The organism is Pseudomonas sp. NBRC 111132, assembly GCF_001320565.1.
Taxonomy (GTDB): domain Bacteria; phylum Pseudomonadota; class Gammaproteobacteria; order Pseudomonadales; family Pseudomonadaceae; genus Aquipseudomonas; species Aquipseudomonas putida_P.
The window spans coordinates 94,485-119,033 of the sequence record NZ_BCBI01000011.1 but is presented as its reverse complement, the minus strand read 5'-3'; the positions used below and the strand labels follow the sequence as shown (position 1 = coordinate 119,033).

The 24,549-nt window shown below is 62.2% G+C and carries 27 protein-coding genes; 15 read left to right on the top strand and 12 right to left on the bottom strand.

The annotated features are described in order from the left end of the window. From APH35_RS07960 to APH35_RS07945, 4 genes are all read right to left on the bottom strand, one after another. Positions 1–217: dihydrodipicolinate synthase family protein (locus APH35_RS07960; protein ID WP_177335354.1), on the bottom strand; the 217-nt coding region annotated here is incomplete at its 3' end. A gap of 36 nt (positions 218–253) precedes the next feature. After that, on the bottom strand, positions 254–1,627 hold the full coding sequence (abaF, locus tag APH35_RS07955; RefSeq protein WP_012273548.1) for a fosfomycin efflux MFS transporter AbaF: 1,374 nt from the start codon (positions 1,625–1,627) through the stop codon (positions 254–256). A 164-nt stretch (positions 1,628–1,791) separates the two neighbouring features. Continuing rightward, positions 1,792–2,412 carry a GntR family transcriptional regulator gene (locus APH35_RS07950; protein WP_012273547.1) on the bottom strand — a complete coding sequence of 207 codons (621 nt, stop codon included), beginning with the start codon at positions 2,410–2,412 and terminating at the stop codon, positions 1,792–1,794. A gap of 123 nt (positions 2,413–2,535) precedes the next feature. Then, a complete protein-coding gene (locus APH35_RS07945; protein WP_060514517.1) occupies positions 2,536–3,051 on the bottom strand; it encodes a hypothetical protein in 516 nt (171 codons plus the stop codon). Between the two features lie 216 nt (positions 3,052–3,267). Between APH35_RS07945 and APH35_RS07940 the strand changes: the two genes are divergently transcribed. Beyond that, the gene (locus APH35_RS07940) at positions 3,268–4,266 is read left to right on the top strand and encodes a diguanylate cyclase (protein WP_012273545.1); all 999 of its coding nucleotides are present in this window, start codon (positions 3,268–3,270) and stop codon (positions 4,264–4,266) included. Positions 4,267–4,344: 78 nt separating this feature from the next. Here the strand turns inward: APH35_RS07940 and lpdA are convergent, their stop codons facing one another. The 4 genes from lpdA to APH35_RS07920 are packed head-to-tail and all read right to left on the bottom strand — an operon-like array spanning position 4,345 to position 9,291. After that, complete coding sequence (gene lpdA, locus APH35_RS07935; RefSeq protein WP_012273544.1) at positions 4,345–5,724, bottom strand: dihydrolipoyl dehydrogenase; 1,380 nt, start codon at positions 5,722–5,724, stop codon at positions 4,345–4,347. Positions 5,725–5,726: 2 nt separating this feature from the next. After that, complete coding sequence (locus APH35_RS07930) at positions 5,727–6,998, bottom strand: dihydrolipoamide acetyltransferase family protein (protein WP_060493046.1); 1,272 nt, start codon at positions 6,996–6,998, stop codon at positions 5,727–5,729. After that, a complete protein-coding gene (locus tag APH35_RS07925; protein ID WP_012273542.1) occupies positions 6,999–8,057 on the bottom strand; it encodes an alpha-ketoacid dehydrogenase subunit beta in 1,059 nt (352 codons plus the stop codon). Between the two features lies 1 nt (position 8,058). Then, a complete protein-coding gene (locus APH35_RS07920; RefSeq protein WP_012273541.1) occupies positions 8,059–9,291 on the bottom strand; it encodes a 3-methyl-2-oxobutanoate dehydrogenase (2-methylpropanoyl-transferring) subunit alpha in 1,233 nt (410 codons plus the stop codon). A 198-nt stretch (positions 9,292–9,489) separates the two neighbouring features. On the opposite strand from APH35_RS07920, the gene bkdR reads away from it, so the two are divergent. The 3 genes from bkdR (at position 9,490) to APH35_RS07905 (ending at position 12,860) form a co-directional block, all read left to right on the top strand. Beyond that, positions 9,490–9,975, top strand: coding sequence for a Bkd operon transcriptional regulator BkdR (bkdR, locus tag APH35_RS07915; protein WP_012273540.1), 486 nt, complete (start codon positions 9,490–9,492; stop codon positions 9,973–9,975). Positions 9,976–10,146: 171 nt separating this feature from the next. Beyond that, positions 10,147–11,388 carry a glutamine synthetase family protein gene (locus tag APH35_RS07910; RefSeq protein WP_177335355.1) on the top strand — a complete coding sequence of 414 codons (1,242 nt, stop codon included), beginning with the start codon at positions 10,147–10,149 and terminating at the stop codon, positions 11,386–11,388. Positions 11,389–11,516: 128 nt separating this feature from the next. Further along, positions 11,517–12,860 carry an MFS transporter gene (locus tag APH35_RS07905; RefSeq protein ID WP_012273538.1) on the top strand — a complete coding sequence of 448 codons (1,344 nt, stop codon included), beginning with the start codon at positions 11,517–11,519 and terminating at the stop codon, positions 12,858–12,860. A 105-nt stretch (positions 12,861–12,965) separates the two neighbouring features. Here APH35_RS07905 and APH35_RS07900 read toward each other — a convergent pair whose 3' ends face one another. The 4 genes from APH35_RS07900 to flgA all read right to left on the bottom strand — a co-directional run bounded on the left by APH35_RS07900 (position 12,966) and on the right by flgA (position 15,537). Next, entirely contained in the window at positions 12,966–13,709 is a 744-nt protein-coding gene (locus tag APH35_RS07900; RefSeq protein WP_012273537.1) for a flagellar brake protein, read from the bottom strand. A gap of 79 nt (positions 13,710–13,788) precedes the next feature. Next, on the bottom strand, positions 13,789–14,256 hold the full coding sequence (locus tag APH35_RS07895; protein WP_012273536.1) for a flagella synthesis protein FlgN: 468 nt from the start codon (positions 14,254–14,256) through the stop codon (positions 13,789–13,791). A gap of 49 nt (positions 14,257–14,305) precedes the next feature. Then, complete coding sequence (gene flgM / locus APH35_RS07890) at positions 14,306–14,620, bottom strand: flagellar biosynthesis anti-sigma factor FlgM (protein WP_012273535.1); 315 nt, start codon at positions 14,618–14,620, stop codon at positions 14,306–14,308. Positions 14,621–14,784: 164 nt separating this feature from the next. Beyond that, the gene (gene flgA / locus APH35_RS07885; protein WP_012273534.1) at positions 14,785–15,537 is read right to left on the bottom strand and encodes a flagellar basal body P-ring formation chaperone FlgA; all 753 of its coding nucleotides are present in this window, start codon (positions 15,535–15,537) and stop codon (positions 14,785–14,787) included. A 77-nt stretch (positions 15,538–15,614) separates the two neighbouring features. Between flgA and APH35_RS07880 the strand changes: the two genes are divergently transcribed. The 11 genes from APH35_RS07880 to APH35_RS07830 all read left to right on the top strand — a co-directional run bounded on the left by APH35_RS07880 (position 15,615) and on the right by APH35_RS07830 (position 24,544). Next, on the top strand, positions 15,615–16,544 hold the full coding sequence (locus APH35_RS07880) for a chemotaxis protein CheV (RefSeq protein WP_010955104.1): 930 nt from the start codon (positions 15,615–15,617) through the stop codon (positions 16,542–16,544). Positions 16,545–16,593: 49 nt separating this feature from the next. After that, positions 16,594–17,421 (top strand): protein-glutamate O-methyltransferase CheR, encoded by an 828-nt coding sequence (cheR, locus tag APH35_RS07875; RefSeq protein WP_012273532.1) that lies wholly within the window; start codon positions 16,594–16,596, stop codon positions 17,419–17,421. Positions 17,422–17,693: 272 nt separating this feature from the next. Then, positions 17,694–18,104: a flagellar basal body rod protein FlgB gene (gene flgB, locus APH35_RS07870; protein WP_012273531.1), complete on the top strand. Its 411-nt coding sequence runs from the start codon at positions 17,694–17,696 to the stop codon at positions 18,102–18,104. Between the two features lie 2 nt (positions 18,105–18,106). After that, the gene (gene flgC / locus APH35_RS07865) at positions 18,107–18,550 is read left to right on the top strand and encodes a flagellar basal body rod protein FlgC (protein ID WP_012273530.1); all 444 of its coding nucleotides are present in this window, start codon (positions 18,107–18,109) and stop codon (positions 18,548–18,550) included. A 12-nt stretch (positions 18,551–18,562) separates the two neighbouring features. Then, positions 18,563–19,264: a flagellar hook assembly protein FlgD gene (flgD, locus tag APH35_RS07860; RefSeq protein ID WP_012273529.1), complete on the top strand. Its 702-nt coding sequence runs from the start codon at positions 18,563–18,565 to the stop codon at positions 19,262–19,264. Positions 19,265–19,292: 28 nt separating this feature from the next. Next, positions 19,293–20,615 (top strand): flagellar hook protein FlgE, encoded by a 1,323-nt coding sequence (flgE, locus tag APH35_RS07855; RefSeq protein WP_012273528.1) that lies wholly within the window; start codon positions 19,293–19,295, stop codon positions 20,613–20,615. A 158-nt stretch (positions 20,616–20,773) separates the two neighbouring features. Then, a complete protein-coding gene (locus APH35_RS07850; protein ID WP_016498521.1) occupies positions 20,774–20,956 on the top strand; it encodes a hypothetical protein in 183 nt (60 codons plus the stop codon). A gap of 160 nt (positions 20,957–21,116) precedes the next feature. Further along, on the top strand, positions 21,117–21,857 hold the full coding sequence (gene flgF / locus APH35_RS07845; protein ID WP_012273526.1) for a flagellar basal-body rod protein FlgF: 741 nt from the start codon (positions 21,117–21,119) through the stop codon (positions 21,855–21,857). Between the two features lie 47 nt (positions 21,858–21,904). Beyond that, complete coding sequence (gene flgG / locus APH35_RS07840) at positions 21,905–22,690, top strand: flagellar basal-body rod protein FlgG (protein WP_012273525.1); 786 nt, start codon at positions 21,905–21,907, stop codon at positions 22,688–22,690. Positions 22,691–22,726: 36 nt separating this feature from the next. Then, positions 22,727–23,422, top strand: coding sequence for a flagellar basal body L-ring protein FlgH (gene flgH / locus APH35_RS07835; protein WP_012273524.1), 696 nt, complete (start codon positions 22,727–22,729; stop codon positions 23,420–23,422). Positions 23,423–23,434: 12 nt separating this feature from the next. Continuing rightward, positions 23,435–24,544, top strand: coding sequence for a flagellar basal body P-ring protein FlgI (locus APH35_RS07830; protein WP_049275241.1), 1,110 nt, complete (start codon positions 23,435–23,437; stop codon positions 24,542–24,544). Positions 24,545–24,549 lie beyond the last annotated feature (5 nt).

The following is a 24,549-nucleotide window of genomic DNA, read 5'->3' as shown; positions in this document are numbered from 1 at the left end:
TCGGGATGCCGGCGGCCACCAGGCGGGCCACGCCTTCCTGGCGCTCGGCCTCGGTCAACAGTGGCCAGTCACCCATCGAACCGCAGTACACCACGGCGCTCATGCCGGCTTCGATCAGTTCGCGGCCTTTGCGCACCAGGGCGTCGAAGTCCGGCTTGCGCTCGGCGGTGCACGGGGTCATCAGGGCGGGCATGGTGCCGGTGAAGATATTGCTCATGGTCGTTACCTCAAGGTGTGTATTTTTATGGGTTGTTCAGCGGCTGGCGTTGCGGGCCACGGATTCTTCGTCAACAGCACGCAGCGACTTGCCGCGGGTCTCCTTGGCTGCCGCCACGGCCACGATCGAGATGGCTGCCGCAGCCACCAGGTACCAGGCGATGGGCGTTGAGCTGTTGTATTCCTTCAGCAAGGTCACGGCGATCAGTGGCGCCAGCGAGCCAGCCAGGATTGGCGCGACCTGGTAGCACAGGGAAAGAGCGGTGTAGCGCACGTGGGTGGGGAACAGTTCGGCCATCAGCGCGGAATAGGGCGCATAGGTCATCGACTCGATGGCCAGGCCAAGGGTGATCGCCGCCATGATCAGCCAGTCATTGCCGGTGTCCATCATCGGGAAGCCGACGAAACCCCAGAACGCAGTGAGTACGGCACCGATCAGGTACACCGGCTTGCGGCCAATGATGTCCGACAGGTAACCCATCGCCGGGATCATGAAGAAGTGCAGCAGGTGGGCGCCGAACATCAGTAGCAGGATTTGCGAGGTGTCCTTGTGCACCACCAGTTTCAGGTAGGTGATGGAGAAGGTGACGACGGTGTAGTAAAGGATGTTTTCCGCAAAGCGCGCGCCAATGCCGATCAGCACTTCGCGCCAGTACTTGGTAACCACTTCCACCACGCCCAGTTGCTGGCTTTCCAGCTTCTGCTGCTTGGCCTGGGCTTCCTTGAAGATCGGTGCATCGTCGACCCGGGTGCGGATCCAGTAGCCGATCAGCACCACCACCGCCGAGAACCAGAAGGCCACCCGCCAACCCCAGTCAAGGAACTGCGCTTCGCTCAGGTTGGATGACAACAGCAGCAGGATGATGGTGGCGATCAGGTTGCCGGCCGGCACCCCCGCTTGTGGCCAGCTGGCCCAGAAGCCGCGGCGGTTGTCCGGGCTGTGTTCGGACACCAGCAGCACCGCGCCGCCCCATTCGCCGCCAAAGGCAAAGCCCTGGATCAGCCGCAGCACCACCAACAGGATGGGTGCGGCATAGCCGATGCGTTCGAAGGTGGGCAGGCAGCCCATCAGGAAGGTGGTTATCCCGACCACGATCAGGCTGATTTGCAGTAAATGCTTGCGGCCAACCTTGTCACCGTAATGGCCAAACACCAGGCCACCGATGGGGCGGGCGAGGAAACCTACGGCATAGAGGGCAAAGGCGGCGATGATCCCATCCATGGCGCTGCCGGTCTGGCGGAAGAACAGCTGGCCGAAGACCAGTGCCGAGGCGGTGCCGTAAAGGAAAAATTCGTACCACTCGGCGACTGCGCCGGCCATGGCCGCAGCTACCACACGCTTGATGCCCGCTGGGGCCTGGTCTGCTGTTTTTGCGACATTCACCGATGCCGCCGAAGAGGGTGTGGCCATGGTTTTGCACTCCGATACGTAATTATTGGAAGAAGGAGTAGGCAGCGCGGCACTGGCAAATCGATGCCGCTGATTCCTTATATGGTATTTCGTATACGATATCTAGATAAGCAAAAACAAAGCCAGAAGGGAGATTTGGCGTCGAGCGGCAGCAGGTTGTTGAGTCAGTTGTGGGGCAGGTGCTCGTACAGGCTCTGGCACACCCCGTTGATGTGTTCTTCGATCAGTTGCGCCGCCAGCTCTACATCGCGCGCCCGGCAGGCGGCAACGATGTCGCGGTGCTCATGATCGGCGCGCAGCTTGCCCGCCGACAGGCTCATCTGCATGCGCAGGTAGCGTTCCACCTTGTCATGGATCGAGCGTATCAGGCCCACCAGATAGGGCCGCCTTGCGGGTTCGTACAGGCAAGCGTGCAGCGCCCAGTTGAGGTCGGCCCAGCGGCCAACGTCATCTTCACCGATGAACTCCGCGCAAATGGCTTCGGCGCGAGCGAAATGCTGTTCGGTCATGTTGGGGATCGCCAGGCGAATGGCCTTCACCTCCAGCAACACCCGTACCTCGAACATCTGCGCCAGTTCAGGTTCCGAGATGCGGGTGACCAATGCACCACGGTTGCGGTGGAAATCCACCAGGCCTTCAGCCTCAAGGCGCTTCAGGGCCTCGCGCACCGGGATCTTGCTGACGTTGAACGCCTGCGCCACTTCGTCCTGGCGCACGGGTTCGCCTTCGGCCAGCTGGCCCGAGATGATCGCCTCGCGCAGGTGTTTGGCGATGATTTCCGACATCGAGGGTGTTGCACCCAGGTCTGTAGCTTTGAAAGACGGCAGCGGCACGGGAAATTCCAGCAATCAGGCAGTGCGGATATCTTATACGAAACGCCCTGCCAGCCATACCGACCGCCGTAGGGCTTACACCTGGCGGGCCGCCAGTGCGTTCTCGTCCTCACCGGTTGACTGAGTATTGGTCTTCGCCAGGGCCTTGGCCTCGATATCGTCCTTCATGCGCTGGGCAATCTGCTGGTCGACCAGTTCCTTCTTCTCAGGTGGCAGGGCGTTGTACTCGTCCTCGGTCAAGCCCAATTCGCGCAGCAGCTTTTCCTTGATCATCTCGGCAGGCGATTTGGACATGAGATCCTGGAAGTCCTGCCTGGCGCTGCTGGTTTGTTGCGTACCCATTTCAGCAGGCTGGCCAGGATCGTTGCCAGGGTTCTGCAACTGCACCTTGAGCTTGGCAAAGGCCTCCTCGCGGGCATCCTCGGCATCCTGCTGCGAGGTATTGCCCTGGCGGCTCTGCTGCGCGGTGGCGCTGTTGGCGACCACTGGTAGACGGAACTGCGGCACGTCGGCCGCGGCCTGGTCCATGCCGGTGCGCTGTTGCTGATGGAGCGCGGCCTGCCAGCCGAGGTCGTTGATTACGATAGTCATGAATTCCTCCTTGGAAATGTCATAGGCAGCAGGGAAGGGCAATTGCCATGCCACCTATCCCCGCCATGCAAATAGCGCGTTGGTGCTATTCCGGTCGCGGCACGGTGGGCATATGCTTGCCCGTCACAGGCATGATCTTGCCGCCTGCGGCAATTACCACCACTGTCGGCAGCCCCTTGAACGGAGCGCAGTTGCTGGGCATCAGGGAGAGCGTCCATGAATCAGGAAACCAGGCCGGCACCAGCCGGCTTCAGTGAACAGCAGTTGCACACTTTGTTCGAGTTGATCAGCGATGGCATCTGGGACTGGAATGCCAACACCGGTTACGTTTATCGCAATCCAGGCTGGTACACCATGCTCGGTTATGCCAGCCACTCCATGGCCAACTCGGTTTTTACCTGGGAAAGCGTGATCCATCCCGAAGACTACACACGGGTAATGGCGCATTTCGAGGCCTACATCAATCAGCGCAACGAGCGCTACCTCATCGAATACCGTTGCCGTTGCCAGGATGGCAGCTACATCTGGATCGAAGACAGCGGCTATATCATCGCGCATAACGAAGACGGCTCGGTGGCGCGCATGCTTGGTGCACACCGCAACATCGACGCCGGCAAGCGCCTGGTGGCAGAGCTGGAGCAGAAGAACCAGTCGCTGGAATACCAGGTGGCCGAACGCACCCGTGAGCTGTCCTGGGTGAACCATCAGTTGCAGCGGCAACTGGACGAAAACCGTGAACTGGCCGAACGTGATGCGTTGACCCGGGTCGCCAACCGCTATCGGCTGGAGAAAGCGTTGCAGTTGGAGTGCGAACGCGCCCAGCGCTTCCGCCAGCCGTTGTCGCTGATCGCCATGGACATGGATGATTTCAAGCCCATCAACGACCGCTACGGTCACGCCCGTGGCGATGCGGCGCTGGTCCGGGTGGCCGAAAACCTGCACACCTGCTTGCGCGAATTGGACCTGCTGGCGCGTTGGGGCGGCGACGAGTTCGTCATCGTGCTGCCGCAGACCATGCTCGGGGAGGCGCTGGAGGTGGCGGCGCGCTTGCGCCAGGCGATGGAGCAGCTGGAACCGGTGGGCGATTGTCGGCTGACCATGAGCTATGGCGTGGTGCAATGGCGGGAAGGGGAAGACCAGCACGCGCTGCTGGCGCGGGCAGACAAGGCGCTTTACCGGGCCAAAGATGCTGGCAAGAACGCGATTGCCGAGTGATTGGGCCGCTTCAGGCATAAAAAGGACCCGCTGCGCCTCACGGCGCAGCGGGCCAATTCGGCCTCGGCCGCTTCAGTGTCAGATATGCAGTGCGTGGCCCAAGGCGCGCAGCGCGGCTTCCTGTACCGCTTCACCCAGCGTCGGGTGGGCATGGATGGTGCCCGCTACATCTTCCAGGCAGGCGCCCATTTCCAGTGATTGGGCAAACGCTGTGGACAATTCGGAAACCGCCACGCCAACCGCCTGCCAGCCCAGGATCAAGTGGTTGTCACGCCGCGCCACCACGCGCACGAAACCGCTTTTCGCTTCCAGGCTCATGGCCCGACCGTTGGCGGCGAACGGGAACTGCGCGACGATGCAGTCCAGGCCTTGCTGGCTGGCCTGCTCCGGGGTTTTGCCGACCACCACCACTTCCGGGTCGGTGAAGCACACGGCGGCAATCGCAGCCGGTTCGAAGCGGCGGGCCTTGCCGGCGATGATTTCGGCGACCATTTCGCCCTGGGCCATGGCCCGGTGCGCAAGCATCGGCTCGCCAGCCACGTCGCCGATCGCCCAGACGTTGTGCATGCTGGTTTGGCAGCGCTCGTCGATGGCGATGGCGGCACCGTTCATTTTCAGCGCCAGGCATTCCAGGTTGAAACCTTGGGTACGGGGCCGACGGCCCACGGCCACCAGCACCTGGTCGGCTTCCAGGCGCAGTTGCCCGCCCTTGCCGTCGTTGGCCAGCAGGCAACCATTTTCGTAGCCTTCGACGCTGTGGCCCAGGTGCAGGGCGATGCCCAGCTTCTTCAGCGACTCGGCCACCGGGGCGGTGAGTTCGCTGTCGTAGGTTGGCAGGATGCGCTCACGCGCTTCCACCACGCTTACCTGCGCGCCCAGCTTGCGGTAGGCGATGCCTAGCTCCAGGCCGATATAGCCACCGCCCACCACCACCAGGTGTTGCGGCAGGGCTTTCGGTGCCAAGGCTTCAGTCGAGGAAATCACCGGGCCACCCAGCGGCAGCATCGGCAGTTCGACACTGCTGGAGCCAGTGGCCAGCAACAGGTGTTCGCACTGGATGCGCTGGCCATCGACCTCGACCTGCTTGCCGTCGAGCACCTTGGCCCAGCCGTGCACCACTTTCACCCCGTGCTTTTTCAACAGGGCAGCAACACCGCTGGTCAGGCGGTCGACGATGCCGTCCTTCCAGGCCACGCTCTGGCCGATGTCCAGGCGTGGTGAAGCCACGCTGATGCCCAGTGGCGATGGCTCGGTGAAGCGCGATGCCTGGTGGAACTGCTCGGCCACGTGGATCAGCGCCTTGGAGGGGATGCAGCCAATGTTCAGGCAGGTGCCGCCCAGTGCCTGGCCCTCCACCAGCACGGTGGGAATGCCCAGTTGTCCGGCGCGGATAGCCGCTACATAACCGCCAGGGCCGCCGCCGATGATCAACAGGGTCGTTTGAAGGGTCGGGTTCATGTTCACTCCACGAACAGGCAGGCGGGTTGTTCGAGCAGGCCACGCACGGCCTGGATGAACAGTGCGGCGTCCATGCCATCGACCACGCGGTGATCGAACGAGCTGGACAGGTTCATCATCTTGCGCACGACGATCTGGCCGTCGATCACCACTGGTCGCTCGACCATGCGGTTGACGCCGACGATGGCCACTTCCGGGGTGTTGACCACGGGGGTGCTGACGATACCGCCCAAGGCGCCGAGGCTGGTCAGGGTGATGGTCGAGCCGGACAGCTCATCACGGCTGGCCTTGTTGTTGCGCGCAGCGTTGGCCAGGCGCGAAATCTCGCCAGCATTGGCCCACAGGCTGCCCGCTTCGGCATGGCGCAGCACCGGCACCATCAGGCCGTTGTCACCTTGGGTGGCGATGCCCACATGCACCGCGCCATGGCGGGTGATGATCTGTGCTTCGTCGTCGTAGGTGGCGTTGATCTGCGGGAAGTCACGCAGTGCCACGACCAGGGCGCGTACCAGGAACGGCAGCAGGGTCAGCTTGCCTCGGCTATCGCCATGCTTGCTGTTGAGTTGCTGGCGCAGGGCTTCCAGGGCGGTGACGTCGATTTCTTCCACATAGCTGAAATGCGCGACCCGGCGCTTGGCGTCCTGCATGCGCTGGGCGATCTTGCGGCGCAGGCCGATCACCGGCACCTGCTCGCTGTCGCTGCGCTTGGCATAGCCACTCGGCGCTTGCCCGGCAGCACGCTGTGGCTTGCTCATGAAGGCGTCGAGGTCTTCGTGCAGGATGCGCCCGGCCGGGCCGCTGCCATGCACGTAACGCAGTTCGATACCGGCATCCAAGGCGCGTTTGCGCACGGCCGGCGAGGCCAGCGGTTTATCGCCTGGCTGGCGCGGCACGATGGGTGCGGCTTCGTGCTGGGCGGGCGCCTGGTACGCGGCGGGTTTCATCTCTTTCTGCGGTTCTGGTTTGGCGGCCACTGGGGCCGATGGCGTGTCTACCGGCTTGGCCTGTGGCGTATCCACATGGTTGCCGCTGCCTTCCACTTCGATGCGGATCAGTTCGCTACCGACCGCCATCACTTCACCGGGCTGGCCACCCAGGGCCAGCACCTTGCCACTGACCGGCGAAGGAATTTCCACGGTGGCCTTGTCGGTCATGACGTCGGCCACCACCTGGTCCTCGGCGATGATGTCACCGACCTTGACGAACCATTCCACCAACTCGACCTGCGCGATGCCTTCGCCAATGTCCGGCATCTTGATGACGTGCGTGCCCATTCAGACCTCCATGACCTTTTTCAATGCCGCACCTACCCGCGAAGGCCCTGGGAAGTAAGCCCACTCCTGTGCGTGAGGGTAGGGGGTGTCCCAACCTGTGACTCGTTCGATCGGCGCCTCCAGGTGGTGGAAGCAGTGCTCCTGCACCAGCGACACCAGTTCGGCACCGAAGCCGCAGGTGCGGGTCGCTTCGTGCACCACCACGCAGCGGCCGGTCTTTTTCACCGACTCGACGATGGTGTCCAGGTCCAGCGGCCACAGGCTGCGCAGGTCGATCACTTCGGCATCGACGCCGCTTTCTTCGGCGGCCACCTGGGCCACGTATACCGTGGTGCCATAGGTGAGCACGGTCACGTCATTGCCAGGGCGGGTAATGGCGGCCTTGTCCAGCGGCACGGTGTAGTAGCCGTCGGGTACGGCGCTGTGCGGGTGCTTCGACCAGGGTGTTACCGGGCGGTCGTGGTGGCCGTCGAACGGGCCGTTGTACAGGCGCTTGGGCTCCAGGAAAATCACCGGGTCGTCGCATTCGATCGAGGCAATCAGCAGGCCTTTGGCGTCATACGGGTTGGACGGCATGACGGTGCGCAGGCCGCACACCTGGGTGAACATCGCTTCCGGGCTCTGGCTGTGGGTCTGGCCACCATAGATGCCGCCGCCGCAAGGCATGCGCAAGGTCAGCGGGGCGATGAACTCGCCGGCCGAACGGTAGCGCAGGCGCGCCATCTCGGAGACGATCTGGTCGGAGGCGGGGTAGAAGTAGTCGGCGAACTGGATCTCCACGACCGGGCGCAGACCGTAGGCACCCATGCCAACGGCGGTGCCGACGATGCCGCTCTCGGAGATTGGCGCGTCGAACACGCGCGACTTGCCGTACTTGGTCTGCAGGCCTTCGGTGCAGCGGAACACGCCGCCGAAGTAACCGACGTCCTGGCCGTACACGACCACATTGTCGTCGCGCTCGAGCATGACATCCATGGCCGAGCGCAGGGCCTGGATCATGGTCATGGTAGTGGTGGCCATGGCGGTTTCCGGGTTGATGCTGTTGTTGTGGTCGTTCATCTCAAACCCCCAGTTCCTGGCGTTGACGGCGCAGGTGGTCGGGCATCTCCTTGTACACGTCCTCGAACATCGAGGCGGCGCTCGGGATGTGACCGTTGGCCAGGGTGCCGTACTGCTCGGCTTCTTTCTGCGCGGCAATCACCGCCGCTTCGAACTCGGCCGTGGTGGCCTGGTGTTCTTCCTCGGACCAGTGGCCGATCTTGATCAGGTGCTGCTTCAGGCGGGCGATCGGGTCGCCCAGCGGGAAGTGGCTCCAGTCATCGGCAGGGCGGTACTTGGACGGATCGTCCGAGGTCGAGTGCGGGCCGGCGCGGTAGGTGACCCACTCGATCAGGCTTGGGCCCAGGCCGCGACGAGCGCGCTCGGCAGCCCAGCGCGAGGCGGCGTACACGGCGACGAAGTCGTTGCCGTCAACCCGCAGCGAAGCGATACCACAACCCACGCCACGGCCGGCAAAGGTAGTCGACTCGCCACCGGCGATGGCCTGGAAGGTAGAAATGGCCCACTGGTTGTTGACCACGTTGAGAATCACCGGGGCGCGGTACACGTGGGCAAAGGTGAGGGCAGTGTGGAAGTCCGATTCGGCGGTGGCGCCGTCGCCGATCCAGGCCGAAGCGATCTTGGTATCGCCTTTGATCGCCGACGCCATGGCCCAGCCGACCGCCTGCACGAACTGAGTGGCCAGGTTGCCGCTGATGGTGAAGAAGCCGGCTTCGCGTACCGAGTACATGATCGGCAGCTGTCGGCCCTTGAGCGGGTCGCGCTCGTTGGACAGCAGTTGGCAGATCATCTCGACCAGCGACACGTCACGGGCCATAAGGATGCTTTGCTGGCGGTAGGTCGGGAAGCACATGTCGGTGCGGTTCAGCGCCAACGCCTGGCCGCTGCCGATGGCTTCTTCGCCCAGGCTCTGCATGTAGAAGGACATCTTCTTCTGCCGTTGGGCAACCACCATGCGGCTGTCGAAGATCCGCGTCTTGAGCATGGCGCGCATGCCTTGGCGGAGAATTTGCGGGTCGATGTCTTCGGCCCACGGGCCTTGCGCGTCGCCGTGCTCGTCAAGCACGCGGACCAGGCTGTAGGACAGGTCGGCAGTGTCGGCAGCGTCGACATCGACAGGGGGTTTACGGGCTTGACCTGCATCGTTGAGGCGCAGGTAGGAAAAATCGGTCTGGCAGCCTGGCCGGCCGGTGGGCTCGGGCACATGCAAACGCAGGGGGGCGTACTCGTTCATGCTTTTTACGCTCGCTCGGGTATTTGTTTTTGTGAGCTCTGAAGCGGCCGCCGCTGAATACCGGCTTGTGACTGGTAGGTCAGCGTCATCTACATGTTAGTGGCCCGGCGGGAGAATTTTTCTCTCAAGTTGGTTGCCTTTGCCGAGCGGGGCAGATAAACATTCCGCATAAACACAAAAAACCGGTGATTTTGTCTCATGCGCAAACTCGATCGTACCGATATCGGCATTCTCAACAGCCTGCAGGAAAACGCCCGCATCACCAACGCCGAGCTGGCACGCTCGGTCAACCTGTCGCCCACGCCCTGTTTCAACCGGGTGCGGGCCATGGAAGAACTGGGGGTGATCCGCCAGCAGGTGACCTTGTTGTCGCCCGAGGCGTTGGGGCTGGATGTGAATGTGTTCATCCATGTCAGCCTGGAAAAACAGGTAGAGCAGTCGTTGCACCGCTTCGAGGAAGAAATTGCCGAACGGCCCGAGGTGATGGAGTGCTACCTGATGACCGGGGACCCGGATTACCTGCTACGGGTGCTGTTGCCGAGTATCCAGGCGCTGGAGCGCTTTCTCGACTACCTGACCCGGTTGCCGGGGGTGGCAAATATCCGCTCGAGTTTTGCCTTGAAACAGGTGCGCTACAAGACGGCCTTGCCGTTGCCGGCCAATGGCATGACCTTGCGCGAATAGAAGAGGCCCCAGGCGTTCGAGAGGCTGCTTGATATTTTAAACACCCCCAGCCTATGTTGTTGTCAGCCTACAACAACAAGGACAAGCGTCATGAGCATCGCTCAGCTCCAGGGCATCGATGAAATCGAATGCGTCACCCCCGACCTCAACGGCGTCCCACGCGGCAAGGTGATGACCGCCGAAGGCTTTCTTGAAGGCCGCCGCCTGCAGATGGCCCGTGGGGTGCTGCTGCAATGCATCATGGGCGGCTACCCGCCGGCGAAATTCTACGGCAGTGACGACGGCGACCTGGCGTTGGTAGCCGAACCCAGCCAGGTTTATCGCTTGCCCTGGAGCGATGACGGTCGCGCCCTGGCCATCTGCGATGCCAATGAACTGGATGGCCGGCCCTCGGCACTGTCCACCCGGGGCCAGTTGAAGGCCGTGATCGCCCGCTACGCAGCGTTGGGTCTGGCACCGGTAGTGGCGACCGAGCTTGAGTTCTTCGTGTTTGCCCCCAACAGTGACCCGCAGCAGCCGTTCCAGCCACCGCTGGGCACCGACGGCCGCCGCGAGCTGGGCCATTCAGCGTTCAGTGTCAGCTCCAACAACGGCCTGCGCCCGTTCTTCAAAGAGGTGTACCAGTGCATGGCCGCGCTCGGCCTGCCGCGCGACACCTTCATGCACGAAATGGGCGTCAGCCAGTTCGAGATCAACTTGCTGCATGGCGACCCGCTGCTGCTGGCCGACCAGACGTTCCTGTTCAAGCACCTGCTCAAGGAAGTGGCGCTCAAGCATGGGCTGACCGTGGTGTGCATGGCCAAGCCGTTGGCGCGTACGCCTGGCAGTTCCATGCATATCCACCAGAGCCTGGTCGAGGCCAGCAGCGGGCGTAATGTGTTCAGCGACGAGCAGGGCCTGCCGACCGATACCTTCTACCACTTCATCGGCGGTTTGCAGGCGTGCATGGCCGATTTCACCGCGCTGTTCGCCCCCAACGTCAATTCCTATCAGCGCCTGTGCCACCCCTATGCCTCGCCGAACAATGCCTGCTGGTCCGAGGACAACCGTGCCGCCGGTTTGCGCATTCCGGCCAGTGCGCCGGCAGCGCGACGGGTCGAAAACCGTTTACCCGGTGCCGACGCCAACCCCTACCTGGCCATCGCCGCCAGCCTGGCCGCCGGGCTGCACGGCATCGAGCAGCGCCTGCAGCCGTCGCCCGCCATCCAGGGCGAGTTCGAAGTGCCCGAGCACCTGAGCCTGCCGTGTACCCTGCATGCAGCCCTTGAAAGGCTCAAGCGCAGCACACTGGCACGGGAACTGTTCGGCAGCGAGTTCATCGAAGGCTACATCGCCAGCAAGACCCTGGAACTGACCGATTTCTACGATGAGATCACCCCGTGGGAGCGCCGGGTGCTGGCGGCACAGGCCTGATCGCGACACGACCTGCATCGGACACGTCCTCGCCGCGGCATTTTGCTGGCGGGGGCCTGCACTGACCGGCATTTGCCCTTATGCTGCTAGCACCTACCGCCACCTGACCAGGGAGCTTCTCGGTACGTATGCGAAATGTATGGAAGCCGTTTCAGTCGTTGTATTTCGCCGCGCTGATGATGTTGATCGGCTCGGGCCTGCTCAGTACCTACCTGGCCCTGCGCCTGGCTGCCGACCATGTCGACAGCCTGTGGGTGGGTGCGTTGATGGCGGCCAACTACTTTGGCCTGGCGGTTGGCGGCAAAGTCGGCCACCGGCTGATCGGCCGGGTAGGGCATATACGCGCCTATGCCACCTGCGCCGGTATTGTCGGCGCCGCAGTGCTCGGTCATGGCCTGACCAACTGGCTGCCTGCCTGGGTGGGGCTGCGCATGATCGTGGGCTTGGGCATGATGTGCCAGTACATGGTCATCGAGAGCTGGCTCAACGAGCAGGCCGATGTGAAACACCGCGGCGCGGTGTTCAGCGGCTACATGATCGCTTCGTACCTGGGCCTGGTCCTGGGCCAGCTTATTCTGGTGGTCCACCCGCAGCTCGGCCCTGAGCTGCTGATGCTGGTAGCGATGTGCTTTGCCCTGTGCCTGGTGCCGGTGGCGATGACCCGGCGCATTCACCCGGCGCCCTTGCGCCCGGCCCCGATGGAGCCGAAGTTCTTCATCAAGCGTGTGCCGCAGTCGCTCAGTACGGTGCTCGGTTCCGGGTTGATCGTGGGTTCGTTCTACGGCTTGGCGCCTTTGTATGCCTCAAGCCAAGGGATGACGACCGAGCAGATTGGTCTGTTCATGGGTAGCTGCATTTTTGCCGGCCTGCTGGTGCAGTGGCCGCTGGGATGGTTGTCTGACCGTTACGACCGGGCAGTGCTGATCCGTAGCGTGGCAATAGGCCTGGCGCTGGCCGCTGCGCCATTGGCGATACTGCCCAGTGTGCCGCTGGAGCTGCTGTTCGGTATCGGCTTCCTGATTTCGTTGCTGCAGTTCTGCCTGTATCCGCTGGCTGTGGCGTTTTCCAACGACCACGTGGAGAGCGAGCGGCGGGTGTCGCTGACGGCCATGCTGTTGGTGACCTATGGCGTGGGCGCGTGCATCGGGCCGCTGGCGGCGGGTGTGCTGATGAAGATGCTGGGCGCGCAGATGCTGTATGCCTTCTTCGTGTTCTTTGCGCTGGTGCTGGTGTGGCGCATCCGACCGAAAGCGGTTACCGGCCTGCATCAGGTGCAGGACGCACCGCTGGGTCACGTGGCCATGCCGGCGGCCGGCTCACCGCTGTCGGCAGCGTTGGACCCACGGGTGGATGAGCAGACTGTGCAGGACGTGATGCAGGCACCGGTGGCGGCGGAGGATACCGAGGAGGAAGAGAAGACCGCCGAGCAACAAGCGGCTGCGCCGGAAGGGGAGGTCAGCAAGTCCGTTTAAGCTTGTGCCGGCCCTTTGCGGCTAAACCCGCGAAAGGGTCGGCACAGGAGGACCACAAATGAAAACGCCACCTCGACAGGTGGCGTTTTTGCAATCAGCCGACGATCAATAGTCGTCTTTGTCGAACCGCCGCGCCTCACGCTGCAGCTGGTACACAAAGCTCTCGATCTTGCGCTGTGCCTGCCCGCTCAGGTTATGGAAACGCACGCCGGCAAAAGTGGTGTTGATGCGCTCTTCATAGTGCAGGTGACGCAGCTCGACCATGGTGTCCACCAGGCCGAGCGGGTTGCCCGCCTTGAAGCGCTCATACACCTGGCCCAGTTGCAGGCGGTCTTCGACATTGCCTTCGAAGCGCAGTTTGCAGCCGGTGGCCGAAATATCCAGCAGCTTGCCGCGCAGGGCGCCGTTGCCCTTGAGGTGGGCACCATCGAGGATGATATCGACCAGCTGCGACAGTTTCAGCGCGGCACGGAAGGCGTTGCGGCGCTGGTGGTAGGTCATCTCTTGCGGCAGGGCGCCGCTGTAGCAGCGGTGGCCGTTGACTTCGCTGATCTTCAGCTCGTGGTCGCATTCCCAGGCGATGCGCACGCCATCGTGGAAGCCTTCGACGCGAAAGTGCTCGCCGTTTTCGATGAACTTCTCGCCGTCACGGGGGATCATCTCGTCCAGTGCCAGGGTGTTGCTTTCTCGGTCCACGTGTACCACGTAGCTCTGGAAACGCTGGCTGCGGTCGTGGAAGGTGATGATCAGAGGGTCGTGGCTTTCCTGCAACTGCCGCAAGTTGGCCGCAATTTCCAAGGGGGTGCTCAGCACCTTTGGTGGTTGCGGGGCATCGGATTCATTGAACACGGCTTATCGTTCTCCAGGCAAAAGCGACACACGCAAGTAACGGCATTTTGCCAGTATGTTCCGTGCCTTGATAGAAAAATCACACTTGGCTGAGGGCGCGCGGCTTGGCCAGCGGCGAGGTGCTGCCGCGGCTGTCGTAGAGCGAGGGCGAATCGCCGCCCATGAGGATCCTGACCTGGTTGTTGGTGACGTGTTGCTGCACCTGGATGATCCGGCCATTGGTCTGGTTGACCTGTTGGCAGTCGTCCATCAGTTGCGACAGCATGTCGAGGCGCTGCAGCATCACATCGCCATGCGGCGACTGCGCGGCTACCGCCTGCACACCGCTGCGATCGGCACTCAGGCCCAGGCTCCCGAGCAATTGGCTGCGGCGCTGGCCGTGCTGCTCGAGCAAGATGATCAACGACTGCTTGCGCGCCAGGATTTGCTCCAGTAGCGGCATGTCGCGGCCATGCAGGGCGATCGCCTCCTTGTGCAGAAGGTCGAGCAGTTCCTGCATCGGGGCAATGTCATCTTCGATCAGTTGCAGCAAGGTGGTGTCGTGCATGGCTAACTCTTGGCTTTTCTAGCGTCCGTGAAGTCAGCGCGCCGTACGGTCAGCGCTGGGCTTCGAAATCGAGCAGTTTGCTGGCGACCCGGCCGGCATCGACCTGGTAGCTGCCGTCGGCGATCGCCTGTTTCAACTGGGCCACACGGGCGCTGTTGACCACCGGCTCGTCGCGCAGCTTGTCGCTGATCTTCTGCAACTGCTGTGCCTCTTGGCTGAGGTGTACCGCTTCTCCGCTGGTGCTGGTGGCGCTTGCCGCTTCCTGGCTGGCTGCCGGTTTTTCGGCGCTGCCGGACGCGGTGTTGCCGCGCACGCCGCCCGTGACGGACGGAGAGTTATTCAAACGACTGAAGTCGATGACCATGATCAGAAACCTCTGGGTATTTGGACGCTTGCCTTGTTTTCGGCCAACCCGATAGAAACTTTAGGCACAAATGCATCGCCGCCTGTCAGCAAGCTCGCGAACCCGTGTTCTGACACAGTTTAGGAAAAGCGGTTCCTCACTGCCAGCCTAATCTGGTGGCCGGCCTACATACTGACCTCGACCTGGCCGGGGCCGGTCACCCTGGCCTTCACCACTCGCTTGGAGTTGAGGTTGCGTACCCGTATCTGCTCGCTCAGGCCGCCCTTGCTCAGGGCCTCACCCGGCATGCGCACGCTCAGGCTGCCACTGCGGGCAATGATCACCACTTGATCTCCCTTGCGTACCACCTCGGCCTGTTCCAGGTGTTGCGGGGTGAGCACCTGGTCGATCACCGTGGGGCGTAGCATTTTCATGCCCACCGCCTGGTCCAGCTCGGTCAGAAAGCCCTGGCCCAGGGTGCCGACATCCCGCTCGCGCAGGGCCACGTCACCTTCGCCCACCGTGTTGTCGCGCTTGAGCGGGCGGGTAACCACCACCACGTCGCGGAACAGCCGCACGGTGGCGGGGACGAACACCGTCCACGGCGCCGCGCCATCGCAGCGCACCCGCACTGTCACGCGGCCCAACGGCTGAGCCGGGCTTTCCAGTGAGGCGTCCAGCTGCTGACTGCACAGCGGCATGCGCAGGCGCGGGTCCAGTGGGTTGACCTGGATTTCATAGCGGCCGGCGGTCTGGGTGGTGGCCAGATAGTCTTCGACGGTGAATTCAAGAAACCCTTGGGTGACACCGATAAGCTGTTCAGGCAAGGTAAACGCGTCCGCCACCGTGCGAACGCCGGGCACCAGCAGACACAGGGTGGCCAGCGAGCCAGTCAGCAGGCGCGTCAATCGTCGGAAAAATGTCGTTTTCGTGTGCATGACGCTCAAAAAAGCAAAGCCCGTGCCGACTCGCTACCTGAGTTGCAACGAAAGGCTGAAAGATAAAGGAGTCTGGCATGGCGGGTGTTATGGATTCGGTCAACCAGCGCACGCAGCTGGTGGGGCAGAATCGCCTGGAATTGCTGCTGTTCCGCCTCAATGGCGAACAGCTATACGGCATCAACGTATTCAAGGTCAGGGAAGTGCTGCAATGCCCTGCGCTGACCCTGCTGCCCAAGGCGCACCCGGTGGTGCGTGGCGTTGCCAATATCCGTGGGGCAACCATCCCGATCCTCGACTTGTCGATGGCCACCGGGTTGCGACCGCTGCAGGAAGACACGCGCAACAGCTTCGTGATCATCACCGAGTACAACACCAAGACCCAGGGCTTCCTGGTGCACTCGGTGGAGCGCATCGTCAACATGAACTGGGAAGAGATTCATCCGCCACCCAAGGGGACCGGTCGCGACCACTACCTGACGGCGGTCACCCGGGTGGACAACCGCATGGTCGAGATCATCGACGTGGAAAAGGTGCTGGCTGAAGTGTCGCCTTCGTCCGAGTCGGTATCGGCTGGGGTGATCGATGCCGAGGTGCAGGACAAGGCCGTGCTGATGCGGGTGCTGACCGTCGACGATTCGTCGGTGGCGCGCAAGCAGGTCAGCCGCTGCCTGCAGACCGTAGGGGTCGAAGTGGTTGCGCTCAACGATGGCCGTCAGGCTCTGAACTACCTGCGTCAGTTGGTGGATGAGGGCAAAAAGCCGGAAGAAGAGTTCCTGATGATGATCTCGGACATTGAAATGCCGGAAATGGACGGCTATACGCTCACGGCGGAGATCCGCAGCGACCCGCGTATGCAAAAATTGCACATCTGCCTGCATACTTCGCTTTCCGGGGTGTTCAACCAGGCAATGGTCAAGAAGGTCGGCGCCGATGACTTCCTGGCCAAGTTCAAGCCGGACGACCTGGCCCAGCGGGTGGTCGACCGGATCAAGGCAGCGCATTGAAGCAGCCGGGGCATGCCCCGGCACCAGTGATTGAAAAGAGGCGGCAGTAGTGTCTACGGGTAATTTGGATTTCGAACAGTTCCGGGTCTTCCTGGAGAAAGCCTGTGGCATCCTGCTGGGCGAGAATAAGCAGTACCTGGTTTCCAGCCGTCTCAACAAGCTGATGGAACAACAGGGCATCAAGAGCCTGGGCGAGCTGGTGCAGCGCATCCAGGCCCAGCCGCGCGGCGGTTTGCGTGAGCAGGTGGTCGATGCCATGACCACCAACGAGACCCTGTGGTTTCGCGATACCTACCCGTTCGAAGTGCTGAAGAACAAGGTGATCCCCGAGTTCATCCGCAACAACCCCGGCCAGCGCCTGCGCATGTGGTCGGCGGCCTGTTCGTCGGGGCAGGAGCCGTACTCCATCTCCATGGCCATCGACGAGTTCGAGCGCAGCAACCTCGGCCAGCTGAAGATGGGCGCGCAGATTGTTGCCACCGACCTGTCGGGCACCATGCTGAACAATTGCAAGACGGGTGAGTACGACAGCCTGGCGATTGCCCGCGGCTTGTCCCAGGAGCGCCTGCAGCGCTATTTCGACCCCAAGGGGCCTGGGCGCTGGGCGGTCAAGCCGGCGATTCGCAGCCGCGTCGAGTTCCGCTCGTTCAACCTGCTGGACAGCTATGCCAGCCTGGGCAAGTTCGACATCGTGTTCTGTCGCAACGTGTTGATCTACTTCTCGGCGCAGGTGAAGCGGGACATCCTGCTGCGCATTCACAGTACCTTGAAGCCGGGTGGCTACCTGTTCCTCGGCGCCTCGGAGGCGCTCAATGGCTTGCCGGACCACTACCAGATGGTCCAATGCAGCCCGGGCATCATCTACCAGGCCAAGTAGGGTCTGTCTTGAGGGGTGTGGTGGCGCTCGATCTCCCAGGCGCCACACCTACATCGCCAAACACTGACGTCAATTTTTTGTTTTGCCGCTTTTGCCGCCCGGCAATTGCCGCTTTCGCCGCCCTAGGCGGAAGGCCTTTGCCGCTTTTCTGGCATCACCTTGACAGTACTTCATCTCGCAGCCCCGTATTCTCTGGCTTTTCAAGGGTTGGCACAGCCCTTGCTATACCTTGCTCAACGAAATTCCGGTCAACCTTCGAAGGTTTCCCCGACATGAGCATCAGCTTCGACAAGGCGCTTGGTATTCACGAAAAGGCCCTGGGCTTCCGCGCCCAGCGCGCCGAAGTGCTGGCCAACAACATCGCCAACGCCGATACGCCCAACTACAAGGCGCGTGACATGGACTTCGCCTCGGTGCTCGCCGCCGAAAGCGACAAGCAGCAGAGCGGCGGTCGCTTCAGCCTTGACCGTACCAACAGCCGGCACATCGAGGCTGATGGCCTGGCCATGGCGGATGAAACCCTCAAGTACCGCACGCCGCTGCAGCCGTCGATCGACCAGAACACCGTGGACGCGCAGATCGAGCAATCGAACTACACCGAAAACGCCATTGGCTTCCAGGCCAGCTTCACTTTGCTCAACAGTAAATTCAAAGGGCTGGTTTCCGCCCTGCGGGGAGAATGACCATGTCCCTTTCCAGTGTCTTCAACATTGCCGGTAGCGGCATGAGCGCGCAGAACACGCGCCTGAACACCGTCGCGTCCAACATTGCCAACGCCGAGACCGTGTCTTCGAGCATCGACCAGACCTATCGCGCTCGCCACCCGGTGTTCGCCACCACCTTCCAGAACGCACAGGCTGGCGGCAGCCAATCGCTGTTCGAAGACCAGGGCGAAGCAGGGCAGGGCGTGCAGGTAAAAGGCATCGTCGAAGACCAGAGCACCCTGGAGGCGCGCTACGAGCCTAACCACCCGGCGGCGAACAAGGATGGCTACGTCTACTACCCGAACGTCAATGTGGTCGAGGAGATGGCTGACATGATCTCCGCCAGCCGCGCGTTCCAGACCAACGCCGAGCTGATGAACACGGCCAAGAGCATGATGCAGAAAGTCCTGACCCTGGGGCAGTGATAGGAAGCCGACATGACTACCACCAATTCCACCTCTGACGTCAACAGTGCGTACCTGACCTCACTGCAGAAGCAGGCGTCAAAGAACAACAGCAACACCGGCGCTGCCGGCAGTGCACTGGGCAAAGATGCCTTCCTGCAGTTGCTGGTTACCCAGATGAAGAACCAGAACCCGCTCGACCCACAGGAAAACGGCGAGTTCGTGGCGCAGTTGGCGCAGTTCAGTAGCCTTGAGAGCATGCAGTCGCTCAATGACTCGGTGACCTATATCGCGGCGGGGCTGCAGTCTTCCCAGGCGCTGCAGGCGTCGTCACTGGTCGGGCGCAATGTGATTGTCCAGACCGACAAGGCGGTGGTCGACACCAGCAAGGATTTGAAAGGCACGGTCAACCTCACCTCGTCCAGTACCGCCACCTCGGTGGGTATCTACGACAAGGACGACAAGCTGGTTCGCACCATCGACCTGGGTACTCAGAAAGCCGGCAAGATCGACTTTACCTGGGATGGCAAGAACGATGACGGCGAAGTAGCGGCAGCAGGTACCTACACCTTCAAGGCTACCGCTTCGATCGACGGCAAGGCCACGGCCATGACCACCAACCTGCCGGCCTCGGTGACCAGTGTGACCATGGGTACCAACGGTTCGGAGATGACACTCAACCTGGCTGGGCTGGGCAGTGTTGCGCTTTCCAAAATCCAAAGCATCGGCATCTAGGGCCTGAGCAAAACGACAGGAGTTACACATGTCTTTCAATATCGGCCTTAGCGGCCTCTATGCAGCGAACAAGGCCCTGAACGTTACCGGCAACAACATTGCCAACGTCGCCACCACCGGCTTCAAGTCGTCGCGCGCCGAGTTCGCCGACCAGTACTCCAACTCCATTCGCGGTACCAGTGCCGGCAAGAACACCGTCGGCACGGGTGTGAAGACGGCGGCTGTGTCGCAGTTGTTCACCCCTGGCAACATCAACGGCACCGGCCAGGCGCTGGACATGGCCATCGATGGCAACGGCTTCTTCGTGATGAGCGACAACGGCTCGAAGATCTACACCCGTGCCGGTGCGTTCTACAGCGACAAGGACGGCTACGTGGTCAACGCGTCCGGCTCCAAGCTGCAAGGTTATGCCGTGGATGCCAACGGCAAGATCACCCAGGGCGTGTTGACTGATCTGCAGATCGACACCTCGAACCTGACGCCGAACCCGACCGGAAAAATCTCCGAGAACGTCAACCTGAATTCCAGTGCCACGGCACCGGCCGTGACGCCGTTCGACCCCGCCAACACTGGCACCTACAACTACACATTCAATACCGATGTGTACGACAGCCAAGGTAACGCGCACCAGTTGAACCAGTACTTCGTCAAGGATGCCACCAGCAACTCCTGGACCATGTACACCACCATCGACGGGCGCAACCCGGCCGACCCGACTTCGACCACGCCGCTGGCCAACAAGCTGCCGTTCAAGTCTGACGGTACCCTGGACACTGCGGCCATGACCGCAGGCCCGGTAGCGGGTGGCATGACCATCGCGGCCAACAAAAGCTTCACCCTCGACAACTGGATCCCGGCACAGAAGAACGCTGCCGGTGTATGGGGTGCCAACGGCGCTACCGCCAACGTTGCCGGGGTCAACCTGGACATGCTTGGCACCACCCAGTACAACGCCGCATCCGCCACCACCGCCAAGAGCCAGGACGGCTTTGCCACCGGTGAGCTGTCGGGCCTGACCATCGACCAAAGCGGCAACATGTTCGCCAACTTCACCAACGGCCAGGACAAGGTGATCGGCCAGGTGGCCATCGCCAACTTCGCCAACCTGCAGGGCCTGACCCCGATTGGCGGCACCAACTGGAAAGAGTCCTACGCTTCGGGTGTGCCGGTGATCGGCGCCCCGGACACCGGCACCCTGGGCCAGATCACTGGCGGTGCGCTGGAAGACTCCAACGTCGACCTGACCGGTGAGCTGGTCAACCTGATCAAGGCGCAGAGCAACTACCAGGCGAACGCCAAGACCATTTCCACCGAGAGCACCATCATGCAGACCATCATTCAGATGACCTGATGGTCGCTTGTTAGTGTGGTGTTGTCTGTAATTGGGGCTGCTTTGCAGCCCATCGCGACACAAGGCCGCTCCTACAGGAGATCACGTTCACCTGTAGGGGCGGCCTTGTGTCGCGATGGGCCGCAACGCGGCCCCAAATTCTCGAAGGTTCCCCCTCCATGAAACGGCTAATGCTCACAGCTCTCCTGGCCATGGCCTTGCCGCTCTCGGCCGCTCCCGCCCCGTTCTACCAATGGCAAAGCCTGGCCACCGGCCGCTACCTGTGTTCGGCCAGCAACCCGGGCGAAGGTTGGGTGCGCCATTCCGGCCCCTACAACAACGCCGCTTGCCGCACCTTCTGAACAAGCCTTTGCCGCAGGCGGCAAACATCCGCCGACAAACTGACGTTTTTTGCCCCTCGCCCCGCTTAAACCCCCATAAACAGGCGGTTTCAGACTTGGTTCGATTATTGCTTCGAACCTGCCAAGTGACAGCGCGGCAGCGACGCGCAGAGGAGATACTGTGGACAAGTTGCTTTATGTGGCCATGACCGGTGCCAGCCAGAACGCGCTGGCGCAGAAGGCCCACGCCAACAACCTGGCGAACATTTCCACCAACGGTTTTCAGCGTGACCTGGAGCAGGCCCGTTCGATGCCGGTGTTTGGCGACAGCTTTCCGGCGCGCGCCTTTGCCATGACCGAGCGCCCGGCCACCGACTTCAGCGAAGGTCCGTTGGTTGAGACGGGGCGTGACCTGGATGTTGCCGTGACCGGCAAGGGGTTCATCGCCGTGCAGGCACCGGACGGCAGCGAGGCTTATGTGCGCACCGGCAGCCTGAACATCGATGCCCTCGGCGTGCTGCGTGCCGGCAATGGCATGCCGGTGATGGGCAACGGTGGCCCGATCGCCATCCCGCCAGAGCAGAAAGTGGAGGTGGGCGCCGACGGCACCATCAGCATCCGCTCCATGGGTGAAGACCCGCGGGTGATGGCCGAGGTCGACCGCATCAAGCTGGTCAACCCGGACACCAAAGGCCTGACGAAGGGCCTGGATGGCCTGATCCACACCACCTCCGGCCAGCCGGCCGATGCCGACGTCAACGTGCGGGTGGTGGCAGGCTTCCTGGAAGGCAGCAACGTCAATGCTGTCGAGGAAATGACCTCGGTGCTGGCGCTGTCCCGCCAGTTCGAACTGCACGTCAAGATGATGAACACGGCCAAGGAAGGCGACGAAGCCATGGCTCGGGTTTTGCAAATCGGCTAATCACTTTTGAACGGGTGCCGTAAAACAGGCGCACGAGGAGAACTTACATGCTTCCGGCTCTTTGGGTCGCTAAAACCGGCCTGTCCGCCCAGGACACCAACCTGACGGTCATTTCCAACAACCTGGCCAACGTCTCGACCACCGGCTTCAAACGTGATCGCGCCGAGTTCGCCGACCTGCTCTACCAGATCAAGCGTCAGCCTGGTGCCCAGTCCACCCAGGACAGCGAGCTGCCTTCGGGCCTGCAAGTCGGTACCGGTGTGCGCATTGTCGGCACCCAGAAAAGCTTCGTCGCCGGCAGCCTGCAAACCACCGAAAACCCGCTGGACATGGCGGTCAACGGCCGTGGTTTCTTCCAGATTCTGCAGCCGGACGGCACTGTTTCGTACACCCGTGACGGTACCTTCCACCTGAACTCCGACGGCCAGATCGTCACCGCCAATGGCTACGCCCTGGAGCCTGCTGTCGTGGTGCCAAACGATGCGCAGACCTTCACCGTCGGCCAGGACGGCACTGTGTCGATCACCACCGCCGGCAACCCGGCAGCGCAGGTGATCGGCAACATCCAGACCGCCGACTTCATCAACCCGGCTGGCCTGCAGGCAATCGGCGACAACCTGTTCCTCGAGACCGCCGCCAGTGGTGCGCCACAAGTCGGCACCCCAGGCTTGAACGGTTTCGGCACCACCCAGCAGCAGACCCTGGAAAACTCCAACGTCAGCACCGTGGAAGAGCTGGTGAACATGATCACCACCCAGCGTGCCTACGAGATGAACTCCAAGGTCATTTCCACCGCCGACCAGATGCTGTCGTTCGTAACCCAGCAGCTCTAAGCCCTGTCACTCCGTTGCACCCGTGAGGTAAGCGTCATGAATCGTCTGTTGTCCGTTTTCGCCCTGGGGGGGGCGGTGTTGCTGGCAGGTTGCGTCGCGCCGACGCCCAAGCCCAACGACCCGTACTACGCGCCGGTGTTGCCGCGCACCCCATTGCCGGCAGCGGCCAACAACGGTTCGATCTACCAGGCCGGTTTCGAGCAGAACCTGTACAGCGACCGCAAGGCGTTCCGGGTGGGTGACATCATCACCATCACCCTCAACGAGAAAACCTCGGCCAGCAAGAACGCGGGCTCGCAGATCCAGAAGAACAGCAAGGCCGACATCGGCCTGACCTCGCTGTTTGGCAGCACACCGAACACCAACAACCCGTTCGGCGGTGGTGATTTGTCGCTGGAAGCCGGCTACAACGGCGAGCGCGCCACCAAAGGCGACAGCAAGGCCACCCAGGGCAACACCCTGACCGGTTCGATTACCGTGACCGTGGCCGAAGTACTGCCCAACGGCATCATCGCCGTGCGCGGCGAGAAGTGGCTGACCCTGAACACCGGCGAAGAGCTGGTGCGCATTGCCGGCATGGTGCGTGCCGACGATATCGCCACCGACAACACCGTGCCGTCCACCCGTGTGGCCGACGCGCGCATCACTTATTCCGGTACTGGCTCGTTCGCCGATGCCAGCCAGCCTGGGTGGCTGGACCGCTTCTTCATCAGCCCGCTTTGGCCTTTCTGAGTACGGATGACCATGTTCAACGTGAGGCAGCTGATTGCCGCAACCCTGCTCCTGTCCTGTGCCTTTGCGGCACAGGCCGAGCGCCTGAAGGACATCGCCAGCATTTCTGGCGTGCGTTCCAACCAGTTGATCGGTTACGGCCTGGTGGTGGGCCTGAACGGTACGGGTGACCAGACCACCCAGACGCCGTTCACCCTGCAAACCTTCAACAACATGTTGTCGCAGTTCGGCATCAAGGTGCCGGCCGGTTCCGGCAACGTGCAGTTGAAGAACGTAGCGGCGGTGTCGGTGCATGCCGACCTGCCGGCGTTCGCCAAGCCTGGCCAGGTGGTGGACATTACCGTTTCCTCGATCGGTAACTCCAAGAGCCTGCGCGGTGGCAGCCTGCTGATGACCCCGCTCAAGGGTATCGACGGCAACGTCTATGCCATTGCCCAGGGCAACCTGGTGGTGGGCGGCTTCGACGCTGAGGGCCGTGACGGGTCGAAAATTACCGTCAACGTGCCGTCGGCTGGCCGTATTCCGGGTGGTGCCAGTGTCGAGCGTGCGGTGCCGAGCGGCTTCAACCAGGGCAATACCCTGACCCTGAACCTCAATCGCCCCGACTTCACCACCGCCAAGCGCATCGTCGACAAGGTCAACGACCTGCTCGGCCCAGGTGTGGCGCAGGCCGTGGACGGTGGGTCGGTGCGGGTCAGTGCGCCGATGGACCCAAGCCAGCGTGTGGATTACCTGTCGATCCTCGAAAACCTCGAAATCGACCCAGGCCAGGCGGTAGCCAAAGTCATCATCAATTCGCGTACCGGCACTATCGTCATCGGCCAGAACGTCAAGGTGTCGCCGGCGGCGGTCACCCATGGCAGCCTGACCGTGACCATTACCGAAGACCCGATCGTCAGCCAGCCGGGGGCCTTCTCCAATGGCCAGACCGCCGTGGTGCCGCGTTCGCGGGTCAATGCCGAGCAGGAAGCCAAGCCAATGTTCAAGTTTGGCCCAGGCACCACGCTGGATGAAATCGTCCGCGCGGTGAACCAGGTGGGCGCCGCGCCCGGCGACCTGATGGCGATCCTCGAAGCCCTGAAACAGGCCGGCGCCTTGCAGGCCGACCTGATCGTGATCTGAGGACG

Bases quoted from the DNA above. Each gene is read 5' to 3' on its own strand.
- flgM (WP_012273535.1), bottom strand. From the start codon at position 14,620: ATGGTCATCGACTTCAGTCGTTTGAATAACTCTCCGTCCGTCACGGGC.
- flgA (WP_012273534.1), bottom strand. From the start codon at position 15,537: ATGCACACGAAAACGACATTTTTCCGACGATTGACGCGCCTGCTGACT.
- flgB (WP_012273531.1), top strand. From the start codon at position 17,694: ATGAGCATCAGCTTCGACAAGGCGCTTGGTATTCACGAAAAGGCCCTG.
- APH35_RS07880 (WP_010955104.1), top strand. From the start codon at position 15,615: ATGGCGGGTGTTATGGATTCGGTCAACCAGCGCACGCAGCTGGTGGGG.
- APH35_RS07940 (WP_012273545.1), top strand. From the start codon at position 3,268: ATGAATCAGGAAACCAGGCCGGCACCAGCCGGCTTCAGTGAACAGCAG.
- flgG (WP_012273525.1), top strand. From the start codon at position 21,905: ATGCTTCCGGCTCTTTGGGTCGCTAAAACCGGCCTGTCCGCCCAGGAC.
- bkdR (WP_012273540.1), top strand. From the start codon at position 9,490: ATGCGCAAACTCGATCGTACCGATATCGGCATTCTCAACAGCCTGCAG.
- APH35_RS07930 (WP_060493046.1), bottom strand. From the start codon at position 6,998: ATGGGCACGCACGTCATCAAGATGCCGGACATTGGCGAAGGCATCGCG.
- APH35_RS07945 (WP_060514517.1), bottom strand. From the start codon at position 3,051: ATGACTATCGTAATCAACGACCTCGGCTGGCAGGCCGCGCTCCATCAG.
- flgE (WP_012273528.1), top strand. From the start codon at position 19,293: ATGTCTTTCAATATCGGCCTTAGCGGCCTCTATGCAGCGAACAAGGCC.
- APH35_RS07850 (WP_016498521.1), top strand. From the start codon at position 20,774: ATGAAACGGCTAATGCTCACAGCTCTCCTGGCCATGGCCTTGCCGCTC.
- APH35_RS07905 (WP_012273538.1), top strand. From the start codon at position 11,517: ATGCGAAATGTATGGAAGCCGTTTCAGTCGTTGTATTTCGCCGCGCTG.
- APH35_RS07910 (WP_177335355.1), top strand. From the start codon at position 10,147: ATGACCGCCGAAGGCTTTCTTGAAGGCCGCCGCCTGCAGATGGCCCGT.
- APH35_RS07925 (WP_012273542.1), bottom strand. From the start codon at position 8,057: ATGAACGACCACAACAACAGCATCAACCCGGAAACCGCCATGGCCACC.
- APH35_RS07830 (WP_049275241.1), top strand. From the start codon at position 23,435: ATGTTCAACGTGAGGCAGCTGATTGCCGCAACCCTGCTCCTGTCCTGT.
- flgD (WP_012273529.1), top strand. From the start codon at position 18,563: ATGACTACCACCAATTCCACCTCTGACGTCAACAGTGCGTACCTGACC.
- APH35_RS07895 (WP_012273536.1), bottom strand. From the start codon at position 14,256: ATGCACGACACCACCTTGCTGCAACTGATCGAAGATGACATTGCCCCG.
- abaF (WP_012273548.1), bottom strand. From the start codon at position 1,627: ATGGCCACACCCTCTTCGGCGGCATCGGTGAATGTCGCAAAAACAGCA.
- APH35_RS07950 (WP_012273547.1), bottom strand. From the start codon at position 2,412: ATGTCGGAAATCATCGCCAAACACCTGCGCGAGGCGATCATCTCGGGC.
- flgC (WP_012273530.1), top strand. From the start codon at position 18,107: ATGTCCCTTTCCAGTGTCTTCAACATTGCCGGTAGCGGCATGAGCGCG.
- APH35_RS07920 (WP_012273541.1), bottom strand. From the start codon at position 9,291: ATGAACGAGTACGCCCCCCTGCGTTTGCATGTGCCCGAGCCCACCGGC.
- flgH (WP_012273524.1), top strand. From the start codon at position 22,727: ATGAATCGTCTGTTGTCCGTTTTCGCCCTGGGGGGGGCGGTGTTGCTG.
- lpdA (WP_012273544.1), bottom strand. From the start codon at position 5,724: ATGAACCCGACCCTTCAAACGACCCTGTTGATCATCGGCGGCGGCCCT.